Consider the following 12,317-nt stretch of genomic DNA (forward strand, 5'->3'; position numbering starts at 1 on the left):
ACCTCATAAACTTGCAATTTGTTGTAATTATTTTGCAAGTATTTATCAAGCTACTGCACAATTTTTTAACTAAAGCTCAAACAGCCAAAGATATCCTCTACAGATAATTGCCAATTTCCTAATATACTGAGGACAGGTAAAATATCTTTTCCTTGTTTTATTTCTGGTAATTGATTGGGCTGAAAAACCATTATTGATTCATCATCAGAGTCAAGAAACCAACCTAGCTTTGCACCATTTTGGATAGAAAATGTGATTTTACGGATAACCCGGTTAGCAGATTGTTCTGGAGAAATAATTTCAATAATCCAATCTGGAGGAATTTCAAATTTGTTGGTAATTCTGCCATTTTGACGTAAAGGAATACGTGACCACTCAAAAACAGCAACATCTGGGACTAACGACATCCCCCCAAATGTACAGCGTAACTCTGGAAATGCGTAAGCTAACTTTTGTGGTTTGCCAATCTCATTAATACTAGTCACCAAAAAGCTTTGTAAGGTACTGTGTTCTCCCTGGGGCATGGGTTTTTGGTAGATTTGACTATCAATATATTGGCTAGCAGGTTGAGTTTCTGGTAATTTCAAAAAATCTTCTAGGGAAAAATTTGAGGATAAATGAGGTGATAATGTCATAATTAATTACTCAATCCCTATAATTATTGTATAATAATTTGCTAACCTTCAAACAATCCTAAAGAACAAATGATTTGAGGTTCCCGTTTTTCAATTTCTTCGCTGACAATACACAAGCGATCATCCATCCGTAAAGCAACTACTAACTCTGCTAATTGCTGACTACTAATACCGCTTTTTAATTGCCGATTTAAAGTATCAATCGCCGACTGTCTTAATGGGTAACGATAAATATCATCAATCGCTTTTAACAGTTCCTCAGTCACAAATAAAGTGCCTTTCATCTCCTGTGCATAACGTTTCAATCGTTCGTAGCTACGAAATCTCGCACCCGATGGCCTACCTAATTGACCACCCATATTTTTTTCTTCCTCAGCCAGCAATTGAGCGCCTTTTTTAACTAAGTCATGATGCTGTTTTTCTTTAGCTATTGCTGGTGTAGCTTCATCACAAGCTGCCATTTTTAACACAGCTAGTTGCGATTGGGTAACACTATCACCATTGCGATCGACGTAAATTAAAGCATCATTCCCCTCAGTGGTTTTCATATACATTAATACCCCTTCCGGTTGCACTGGTTGAGGTGTATGTTCACGAGTAGAATAAACCACATTTGGCATTTCTTCGATAGTTTTTTTCAGCCCTGGATTATCATCTGTTGCTTTTTTCCAAATTTGAAATGCTTCTGATGTTAAATCGACTTCTGTATCTTCATCTCCATCTAAAATACCCGATTTTTCATTATATAAATCCAAAATTACTTGTGCATCATCATCCTCAAAAAATGCCTCATCAGTTCCCACAACTTCGGCATTTTCTTGTAATCTTTGCTTGAGTCTTCCCCGCAAATTAATAATCCGTTCTACACCTTCAGCAGGAAGAAAAGAATAACAAAGAATTTTGTCAGCATTTTGTCCAATCCGATCAACTCTTCCAGCCCTTTGAATTAATCGAATAATTGCCCAAGGTAAATCCCAATTGACGATAATTGCACAATCTTGTAAATTATGACCTTCACTTAAAATATCCGTGGCGATTAATATACGTAATTCATCTGTTGAAGATACCTTATCTCGCTGATTATTACTCACAGGGCTAAATCTTCCCGTCAGTTCCGTAGGATATTGCGTTAGCGTAGCGGTTCCGTAGGAACCTCGCCCCGTTACTCCTGCTACTTTAGTAATCTTTTTTGCCTGTAAGTTATCTGTGATGTAGCGTACCGAATCTGCAAATTGTGTGAAAATTAATACCTTTTCGCCAGGGTGAGTTGTTGTTAACAGATTGATTAAAGCTATCAATTTTTCATCTGTTTGAGCATTCCATTTACCAATATTTTGCAATATATTAATTAGTGCTTTTGCATCTGCCAATAAATCTTTTTTTAGCTTTTTAATATCAAATAATGACGAACGCAACCACTTAAATCGACGTTGATATCGGGTAGTATATTCCTGATAGATTGACTCTGCTTGTTGTCTAAAAAATTTTTCTGTTGAACCCATCCCTGCTGAGGAGAAGATAATTTCTTCTCCGGCTTGTTCTCCCTTCTCTGCTGGCGGAGAATCGGGTGAGGAGGTGAGGTCATCTTCTTCTATTTCTACATCAAATAAACTTGCTGTAATTGAATCAGCATCCTCATCATTATTCCTCGTATCTAATAATTCTGCATCTTGAGTACCAATAGGGATATCAAGCGCGTTTTCTAAAGCATATAAATAAATAAAATTCCGTAAAATGTGACGTTCAATTGATTGAATAAAAGCAGAACCACTACTTTCTAAGCGTTTAAATAAATTAGTGCGGGAAAAACCCATCAACCTCCGTCCCCCACGAAATAAGCCACTAATTTGGCGCTGTTCTGCATCTGTGGGTGGTTGTTTAGGTTTTGCAACTACATAATTACCCAATCCATAACGGGGTAAATTTAATTGATTAATTACTTCAACTACTGCTTCTGAATAAAGACTAGAATAAGAGTCATTAGCAGTATTTAAAGTAAATTTAAGAGTGCGCGGTAAACGGTCGGGAAAATAAGAACGTCTACCATCGGAAAACTCTAAATATTTACGTATTACTTTTTGTTTATTTTGACTAAGGGAAAAAGAATTGGCATCTGATTTGGCATAATTATCTTTAATAAACGAACGAGTCCGCCGCACCATATAGCGTTTCATCAATTCTCGCCAATCGTCGGGATGTTCGCTTTTTTCAAAAGCAGCAAGAGACTTAACAGAACATTGATGCTTTCTAATAAATTGCAATTCTCCTAAGGAACCGCCACCCAATTCATTGATTAAAGCTTCCGGTCTAAAACCCAAATCCTGGTCTTCAGGGACAAATAATCTTAATTGAGCAGAAAGGTCAAGATAAGTTTTATTATATGGTGTTGCCGAAAGCAAAATACATTTGCTTTCATTAGCTGCAATATATTCGGCGATCGCCCGATATCTTTTACCTTCGCGATTGCGTAAATTATGACTTTCATCTATTAATACAACCCGATAGCGACGCAATTCTGGTAATGAATTTTGGACTTTACTAATGGGCATAACTTTAGCATAAAGTCGATAATCATCGACATACTCCTGCCACATCGAAGTTAAGTTTTTTGGACAGATAATTAAAGTTTCCCAAAAACAATCTTCTTGTAATATTTTCGCTAAAGCAGTTCCAACTAATGTTTTACCAAGCCCCACCACATCACCAACAATTACCCCACCACGGCGAGTTACATGACGCGCTGCTAGCTGTACGGCGGCTTTTTGGAAATCGAACAAATTATTAAATTCACGGGGAATTCGGAATTCAGAAATTCCGGCGATCGCTTCATGAGATAAATGATAAGCAATCTTCAAGTAAATATGATAAGGGGGAATTAATTCTTCTCTTGCCCAACTATTATCAATTATTTCCGCAAGCTCTTTAGAAATATCGATACAACCGTAATCTTGCCAACGGTCTTCAAACCACTTTTGCAGTTTATTCGTTGCATCATGGTCTAAAATATCAACATTTAATTCCCCTTGTTTTCTCAACCCTGCCAAAGTCAAATTACTACTACCTAAAAACCCAACTATCGGACTATTGGGGTCATGGCGATGAACGAGGTATAACTTAGCGTGGAGGGGATGGGCTAAAAATAATTTAATAACTAATTTCTTAGTTTTCAACTGACGACTTAAGCGACGTAACCCCACTTCATGATCATCTGTTGGCGCACCTATGGTAAGCTGTTGGCGAAACTCTGCCGCTATCTTTTTTTTGAGACGAATAATAGTATTATTATCGAGCCTACCTTCCCCAGTACCCAATGTAAATGCAGTATGCACTTCATCACTGGGTAAACCTTGCATCCCCACTAACAACCGACAACAAGAAGTTTCTCCCCCCACATACTGTTCAATTAAATCATCAAGCTTGCGCCAGCCTCTAAGGTTAAAATAACCCACGCAAAAATCAGCCCGATAAGATACTTTGAGGGTATCGCGCAAAATCGGTAGCAGTTGTAAGTCAATGTTGTCAAAGATGCGTGGCATGATTTCATACTCTATAGAAAATTTTCGGGAGGTTAATGGTAGCGTTCTATGAGTATAAGAGCTTGGAATTATTTCTACCAGATGAGTAAATAGCCCACAATCATGCATTGGCTCAACTGCTTATACTGCCTGTATTTTCATCTAATATTTAAAGGCAATATATAGAATTTGCACAGGGCGATGAATGCAGAGAGTTGGGATTTCGCCGGGAGTGCGATCGCACTGATAACTAATGCTTACACTGGTTACAGCAGCTACAGTCAGGAAGATATTGAAAGCTAAAAGACTAAGCAGCAAGCCAACACTCTCAACTATTGGTGTATTTCAGCAGTTATTCCCACTCCCAATACCAAGCAGTCTGTAGTAATTACGCTTGTTTGGGAAGCTGTATCAGCAATTTTTTGCTAAGATGCGCTCGCCTCTTAAGGCAAAGATAATAATTTTTGCGATCGCTGTTTTTGCCCTGCTTGGTAATCTTGATAAACAATGCCTTGATCAACATTGATGGCAGTTGCATAATTCTGAGACCATGTATTGAGATTGAATTTCTGCCATTTTTGTAATTTTTACAAGCAGCAGAGGAAATCTGCGATATATGAAGAGGGATCAGAAGACAGTCCCAATGAAACAAGTTTCACCACCAAGGATGAAAGTCTCAATGAGATTTTTACTCAGCACTCAGCACTCAGCACTCAGCACTCAGCACTTTCAAGTCAGAGGGAAGGTGGAATTATCATTACCAATTATCAATTACCCATGCCTATTACTCTAATAAATCTGGTTCTTCGCGGACAATTCTGTCATAAAGTGGTTGGAAACTAAACCAGCCACCTGCATGAGTTCCAACTTGGCTATGGGTTAAAGTAGCAATTTCATGGTCAATAGAAATTGGTTGACCTGCTGCTTCAGCTAAAAGTTGTGCTTGAGCCGAGCGCTCAAATGTGATATACCACCAAGCTGCTTCATCTACTGTTCTTCCTACTGTCAAAAAGCCGTGATTGCGAAGAATGACAGCTTTTTTCTCTCCTAATGCTTCGGCAATTCTTTTACCTTCTGAAGTATCAAGAACTACACCTTTATAATCATCAAAAATTGTGTGGTCTTGATAAAAAGCACAAGCATCTTGAGTTAAGGGGTCAAGGAGGCGACCTAAACTTGACCAAGATTTCCCATATAGAGAATGGGCGTGTGCGGCTGCAATCACATCAGGTCTTGCTTCATGTACTTGAGAATGAATAGCAAAGGCGGCGCGATTCACAGCCGCATCGCCTTTAACTACTTCGCCTTCTCTATCAACCAAAATTAAGTCAGAAACGCGGATATGACCGAAGTATGTTCCTAGAGGATTTACCCAAAAATGGTCAGTAAATTCTGGGTCACGGGCGGTAATATGGCCTGCGATTCCTTCACTAAAACCAAAACGACCAAATAGGCGAAATGCGGCCGCTAGGCGTTGCTTGCGGTAAAGGCGTTCATCTTCAACTTTTGCAAAAACTGGTGGTTGGGGTCTATCAAATCTCGGCATAGTCTTCGGGTTGTTCTTTATGAATTTTCTTTATAAGGTGCATTGGAATATCCAGAGCGAAAAGACTTAACGCTTTCTGCTTCTGGGTGATAGTGATGTCGCAAAATGTTACCAGTATCATTTCCCATCACATGAATGGAGATAGAGGGGGTAAATACTGTTGTCGCTTTGACTGAATGAATATCTCCATCGGGCGGTAACAGACGGTAAATATCACCAGGTTTTACTTTAAAAGTACCGAGGTTTTGTAACTGCGCTCGTCCTTCAACATCACCGTTATCTAAGCGACGGTAAACAGTCTCTTCTTGTCTGCCTTTATACAAACCCACCAATCCCCAGGATAAATGATCGTGAACAGGTGTAATAGAATTGGGTGGAATCACCAAACTAAAAATAGTCAGCGAACGATCCTGAGAACGATATAGTAACCATTGTCCAATTCCACCGCCTAAACCACTATGGTGATTTGGTTGGGCGAATTGTTCTGGTAACCAATCTTGTTTTTTTAAGATTTTTGCAAAATGGGGTTCTAGGGTATTGAGAGTTTCTTGGCGATCGCCTGCTGTGTGTGAGACAATTTCTTTTGCGATCGCCACAAACTCACGTAAGTCAGAACTATCAATAAACCATTCGTCTGTTGCTAAGGATTCGAGAATAGTTGTATGAGTCATAAAATTCCAGATTTGTAATTTAACTTTTGGGATTCAGACTTACGCATTTTTGTCATTTGTCATTAGGCATTTGTCATTTGCTCCCTCATCTCCCTCATCTCCCTCATCTTCCTCATCTTCCTTCCCTTCCTTACCTCGTCGCCGTAGTTCCCAAAGGACATACTGAAGTGGCAATATCTACTCGTTTAGGCAGAATTTTTTGCTCTAGTAACCAATCAGCTGTTTTCTGAAGCTTGGCGACATCATCAGCATCAGGAAAAACGTAAGACTCAGGGCCACGATTCTTAGTAGCTTGCTTGGCTACAGCTTCTGAAACTTTCAGTTCCTTCACCATAAAATCTGCGGCTGCGTCGGTATTCTGATTCAGCCATTCACCATCTTGGCTTAAAGCTGTCAGTGCAGATTTAATTGCTACAGGATTATCCTTCGCCGCATCACCGCGCACAACCATAATGCCGTAGGTTGGTGCGGGATGTGTAGTCGTGATTCGTCGCGCTTTATGTTCTAATTCAGCAATGGAAATATAAGGTTCCCAAACTGCCCAACCATCAACCGAACCTTGGTATAGCGCTGGTGCAGCATCATTTGGCGATAGATAAACTCGCTGGACTTTATCTTTGGGGATATTTTCTTTTTCTAAGACTTTTAATAACAGGTATTCACCTGCACCCCCCTGATTAACCGCTACTTTTTTACCAATTAAATCAGCAGGTTTACGGATAGCAGAATCGCCCCGCACTAAGATAGCACTACCTAAAGAATCAGCTTTAGGACGCTGTACAGAACCAATACATAGCGGTTGTCCAGAAGCAATCCCAGAGATAGTAGGAATATCACCGCAACCACCAATGTCTGCACGATTACCATTAAGGGCTGCTAACAGCGTAGCACATCGGTCAAAAGGGCCAGTCCATTCAACTTTAATATTTTGCGTTGTTAACTGCTTTTCTAAATCGCCACGCTGACGGGAAATGGGAATAATCCCGCCTTTTTGGTATCCCAAGCGAACTACATTATTTTTTGCGGAATTTTGATTGTTACTCACTACTTGTGAGGCAGAATTGGAGTTAGCTGGGGGATTTACAGCCGTTTTTTGACTGCAACCAGTAACCATCAAACTCAGATATGCAACAGCAAGTAAAAAACTACGGGTAGAATACGCTTGTTTATAGCGAAAGTTATGCTCTTGTAAATAATTCACCACAATTTATTCCTTCATCTCAATTGTTGAGAGTTGAAGCAGCAGCCGTATTTGTTTAATTTGAGAGGCGAAGCCATTAATCTACGTAAAATCGATATATATATCGTAGATTAAAATTAAGCATACCATCTTTTTGCTTGACTATATAAGCTCAAGCCGAGATTTTTTTGATTTACGGTATTGCTATAAGCTGCTTCTATTAACCCTTTATCAACTTCGAGAATACTAGTTTCCGCAATCCGTCCAAAGAAGGGAATCGCTGCAAGAGTCAAAGGAACAAGGGCGGCGGTACTACCGATAGAAGTGCCAACAATTAATCGCGTTAAAGGCGTAAGAACTACAAGTAAAATAATAAATGGAAAAGAACGCCCAGTATTAACTATTGCACTTAATATTTTGTTGAGCTTAGGAGCATAGAGAACATTACCGGGGCTAGTCATTACTAACAATAAACCCACAGGTAAACCCAAAAGTATCGCCACAATAGCGGAGACTCCCACCATGTAAAAAGTCTCCTGACTTGCAAGCAATAAACTGTTAATTAATTCCCATCCTTGCATTAATGCACCTCAACAGCATATTCTGAATTATGTAAGTATTCCAAAGCTTGCTTTACCTTAATTCCTGCAAGTTCAACTTGAAACTGACCGACACGGCGATCGCCTACAGTTTCCACGCTACCATTGAGGATATTCACATCAACATCAAAGCGACGCGCCAAGGTAGTAAATATAGAATTTCTCGCACTTTCATCAGCAAATGCGACTGTTGCTAAAACTGTTCCAGGACGAGGTATATAGTTATGAGAACGGGGGAAAAACTCTCTAGCTAATAAAGAATCTGGTTGCGCTGCTAAATCAGTGACACTACCTTGTTCTACAACCTTACCAGCATGGAGGATCGCCACACTATCGCAGATTTGTTTAACTACACCCATTTCATGGGTAATCAGCAAAATTGTCAATCCCATGCGTTTATTCAAATCACGCAATAGTTCTAAAATTGAGCGTGTAGTTTGGGGATCGAGGGCTGATGTTGCTTCATCAGAAAGTAATACTTTCGGTTCCCCCGCTAAAGCACGCGCAATTCCCACCCGTTGCTTTTGTCCCCCAGAAAGTTGTGCAGGGTAAGCATTAGCTTTACCTTCCAAACCCACTAACGAAAGTAATTCTTCAACTTTAGCTTTGCGTCGTAATTTGCTATAACCAATCACCTCCAAAGGGAAAGCGATATTTTCAGCCACAGTTCTACAACTGAGTAAATTAAAATGTTGAAAAATCATTCCTATACGCTGGCGTGCTTGACGCAAAGCCGTACCGCTAAGAGATGTGATTTCTTGTCCGTTAACTCTTACATAACCAGATGTAGGTTTTTCTAATTGATTAACGCAGCGAATTAATGTACTTTTACCTGCGCCACTTTGACCTAATACCCCGAAGATTTCACCTGCTTTAACATGCAGATTTACACCATCCAAAGCTACTATTTTATGTTCGCCTTGGTGGTAGATTTTGCGAATATCAATAAACTCTATCATTTACAAACTTCTCCATAGATATAAGTTAAATTGTTCTACTCTTTGCGCCTCAGCGTCTCTGCGTGATACGAACCACGAAGGCGCGAAGGGCACAAAGAGAAGAGAGTTTTTAAGGAATAGGAAGTACAGCCCCTTGATATTTATCTCTAATAAATTGCTTTACTTTGTCATCGCGTAGCAATTTATGGAGTTTTTGAATTCTCGGATCGTTTTCTTTTCCTGCTAATGTCGTTACAGTCACCGCATAAAGTGGATTTTGTGCTGATTCTATTGCTAAAGCATCTTTATCTGTTTTCATTCCAGATTGCACAACCCAATTACCTGTAATTCCCGCTAAATCTACATCAGGAAGAGTGGGAATTGCTTGCGCCCCAGGTATTTCTTTGATTTGCAAATTTTTCGGATTTTCAATAATATCTTTAGGGCTAGCAGGTTGGGTGTTTGCTTTGAGTTTAATTAGCTTTGCTTCTTCTAATACTTTTAAAGCGCGATGAGCGTTACTAACATCATCAGGAATTGTCACTAAAGCTTTATTAGGAACCTCCGCCAAAGATTTATGTTTGGTTGAAAATATTCCTACAGGATTTAAATGAATTTGAGGAGTAAAAGCATACATTTTGAGATTTTTGCGCTTGTCATAATCTTCCATATAGGGAATATGTTGGAAGTAATTGGCATCAATCTGCCCATCTTTTAATGCAGTATTATTTTGCACAGGGTCATTAAAAGTGACAATTTCAATATCTAACCCTGCTTCTGGTGCGAGATTTTTTTTCACAAATTCTAAAATCTCTCCAGCAGGAACAGGTGAAACTCCGACTTTGATTTTTTCTTTGACTCCTGTTGCAACAGTATTTGCAGCCGTTGTTGCAGTAGGATTACTTGCTGTGGTTGTTGTACCGTTATTTTGAGGTGAACTACAACTAGTTACCGTAGCCAGAAAAGATGCAGTTGCAATAACAAAAAATCGACGTTTAATATTCATGCGATCGCCTTTTTAAAATCTTGACAAAATCTCACTTTCATGGATAAATTAATCCCAGCACAAATGACAAATGAAAAACTCACCATTTCTGCTCGGGAACCCAGTTATAATTTTTGTCCTTGACATCTATCTTTTTCGGAATAATCTTTAGCTCATAGAAGGTATCTGCCATGCGCTGTAACCCTGAAAGCACTTCATCGGTTACAGGTAAGACACTGCGATCGCCTCCTCTCTTTTCCACTATTTCCATTGTTGGCTCATCAATTTTGTAGACTTTTGAAAGCAATTTGGCAGAATCTTTGTAATTATTTTTTGACCAAGAACCTGCTTTTTCTAATTCTTGTAAAATTATCTTGACAATATCAGGATGGTCGCGGACAAAATCGGGAGCCGCATAATAGAATGAAGGGCTTTCTAAGGCAGCTTTATCACCAAATACTGCAGAATTATCTGCTAACAAACGAGTACGCAGCTTTTGTTCGGCTTGTGCTGTGTAAGGGTCCCAAATCAACCAAGCATCGATATCACCACGCTCAAATGCTGGTAAGGCTTCTGCTGGAGTTAAATACAAAGGTTGGATATCAGTAAATTTTAATCCTACCTTTTCTAAGGCACGAACTATAATATAGTGCTGTCCTGAGCCTTTAGCAAAAGCAACTTTTTTACCTTTCAAATCCGACAGAGTTTTAATAGGTGAATCTTCTTTCACCAAAATAGCTGAACCTCTGGTACTACCAATTCCAGCAGCTACTCTCACAAATTGTTTATCGCTAGCTTGTGCAAATACACTTCCTGTACCGCCACCACCACCAAACACAATACTACCAACACCCATTCCTTCTAAAAGTGGCGCAGTAGAAGAAAATTCGCTCCATGTCACAGAGATACCTTGAGGTTGTAAGCGCTTTTCTAAACTTCCTTGTGCTTTTAGTATATTTAAAAGTGCCATCCCTTTTTGATGACCCATTTTTAGTACTGTTAACTGGCTTTTTTGTGGTTCTTGTTTGGCAGCATTGGCAGAATCTGTAGATTTATTTGGGCTACAAGATGCGAGAGTTAGACTTAATCCCAACCCAATAATAAATAACAGCATAAAATTATTTATTTTTGGTTTATATATTCTGCATAAGATTCTCTGGTTAATCCAAGGTAAGAGTTTATTTGTGAGATTACTGAACATAGTTACTACTGAGCCTGATATTTTTTTGAAAAATATTATTAGTTAAAGATTGAATATTAAATACAATATTTATAGAATGTATTTTTAGCTGAGGACAATTTCAGACGGTGCGTTGCGCTACGCGACAACACACCCTACAAAATGTATTGTTTTTCTTAATTACAGCTTTTGAGAAATCCCCCTGAAATTAGGGGGAACAACAAAGAGAACACGTTTTGAAACAGTACGCGTCACTCGCTCACACTCACAAGCTGAGGAAGTTCGGAAATAGGAATATCCAGAAAGTAAGACAATACTTCCCGTCGCCAAGCGTCATAAATTACTCCGATTCCTGCAATTTCTGCACCAGTCGCATCGTGGACAATCTGCCAATTCTTTTGCAAATAAGGATTACGTCGCCGTTGTCCTTCTTCATCTAGTTCTAATAACTGGGCGGCTATTTCTGTTTTCTCTGTTGGTGAGGCTTTATCATATTTACTTTGCCACCAAGCTAAAACCCCAAATCGGTGAACAGCTTCATCAGGTAAAATTGTCTGACTAGCAAATTTAGAAGTTACTGGATCAACAATTTTTGTGGTACGACTGTTTAAAATTAACTGGGCGACTATATGCAGTTCATAATGTAATTCAAAGGCTATAAAACCCAACCAATTACGAATTGGTAAATCTCCCATGAATTCCCAGTGATTTTGTACTTCTTTTACAATCTTTTCTGTAGGGTCTTGTTTAGATAATTCCCAAACTCGCTGACGAGTAAATTGGGCGTGTGCGCCATCATCCCCAATTTGACGACTTAAAAATAGTTGCAAGTCAGGGTCAGGGATTTGGTCAATAATCTTGCTACAAACTTGAACAATATATAAATCGTGGGCTGCGCCACCTATGCGGAAGCGATAGAATTTCTCAAACTCTTCTGCTGTGGTTAGTTGTCGCGGTTCTTGAACGCGAGTGGTGGGAAAATTTGGGGCGTGTTTGGCAATGATTTTATCGATGGTTTCAATTTCAAACTCGGTTGTCCAAGCTGGGCGAGTTAAAGTTGCGCTCATA

Annotated in this window: 10 protein-coding genes; all 10 read right to left on the bottom strand. The window is 39.3% G+C overall.

The window, feature by feature from the left end:
• Positions 1-65: 65 nt before the first annotated feature.
• The 10 genes from HGR01_RS29165 to HGR01_RS29210 all read right to left on the bottom strand — a co-directional run bounded on the left by HGR01_RS29165 (position 66) and on the right by HGR01_RS29210 (position 12,316).
• Entirely contained in the window at positions 66-635 is a 570-nt protein-coding gene (locus HGR01_RS29165) for a Uma2 family endonuclease (RefSeq protein ID WP_045872198.1), read from the bottom strand.
• Between the two features lie 41 nt (positions 636-676).
• On the bottom strand, positions 677-4,171 hold the full coding sequence (locus HGR01_RS29170) for a helicase-related protein (protein WP_045872197.1): 3,495 nt from the start codon (positions 4,169-4,171) through the stop codon (positions 677-679).
• Between the two features lie 763 nt (positions 4,172-4,934).
• Positions 4,935-5,696, bottom strand: coding sequence for a class II aldolase/adducin family protein (locus HGR01_RS29175; protein WP_045872196.1), 762 nt, complete (start codon positions 5,694-5,696; stop codon positions 4,935-4,937).
• A 17-nt stretch (positions 5,697-5,713) separates the two neighbouring features.
• The gene (locus HGR01_RS29180) at positions 5,714-6,367 is read right to left on the bottom strand and encodes a hypothetical protein (protein ID WP_045872195.1); all 654 of its coding nucleotides are present in this window, start codon (positions 6,365-6,367) and stop codon (positions 5,714-5,716) included.
• A gap of 130 nt (positions 6,368-6,497) precedes the next feature.
• Positions 6,498-7,571 carry an aliphatic sulfonate ABC transporter substrate-binding protein gene (locus HGR01_RS29185; RefSeq protein WP_235623090.1) on the bottom strand — a complete coding sequence of 358 codons (1,074 nt, stop codon included), beginning with the start codon at positions 7,569-7,571 and terminating at the stop codon, positions 6,498-6,500.
• A 113-nt stretch (positions 7,572-7,684) separates the two neighbouring features.
• Positions 7,685-8,128, bottom strand: a complete 444-nt coding sequence (locus HGR01_RS29190) for a hypothetical protein (RefSeq protein WP_228045226.1) — start codon at positions 8,126-8,128, stop codon at positions 7,685-7,687.
• Positions 8,128-9,105, bottom strand: coding sequence for a methionine ABC transporter ATP-binding protein (locus tag HGR01_RS29195; RefSeq protein ID WP_045872194.1), 978 nt, complete (start codon positions 9,103-9,105; stop codon positions 8,128-8,130). Before HGR01_RS29195 ends, HGR01_RS29190 begins: the two co-directional genes overlap by 1 nt.
• 109 nt (positions 9,106-9,214) lie before the next feature.
• Positions 9,215-10,090 (bottom strand): MetQ/NlpA family ABC transporter substrate-binding protein, encoded by an 876-nt coding sequence (locus HGR01_RS29200; protein ID WP_045872193.1) that lies wholly within the window; start codon positions 10,088-10,090, stop codon positions 9,215-9,217.
• A gap of 79 nt (positions 10,091-10,169) precedes the next feature.
• Complete coding sequence (locus HGR01_RS29205; protein WP_045872192.1) at positions 10,170-11,183, bottom strand: aliphatic sulfonate ABC transporter substrate-binding protein; 1,014 nt, start codon at positions 11,181-11,183, stop codon at positions 10,170-10,172.
• 317 nt (positions 11,184-11,500) lie between these two features.
• Positions 11,501-12,316, bottom strand: a complete 816-nt coding sequence (locus HGR01_RS29210) for a hypothetical protein (protein ID WP_045872191.1) — start codon at positions 12,314-12,316, stop codon at positions 11,501-11,503.
• Position 12,317: the final 1 nt, after the last annotated feature.

This window comes from Tolypothrix sp. PCC 7712 (assembly GCF_025860405.1).
GTDB classification, from domain to species: domain Bacteria; phylum Cyanobacteriota; class Cyanobacteriia; order Cyanobacteriales; family Nostocaceae; genus Aulosira; species Aulosira diplosiphon.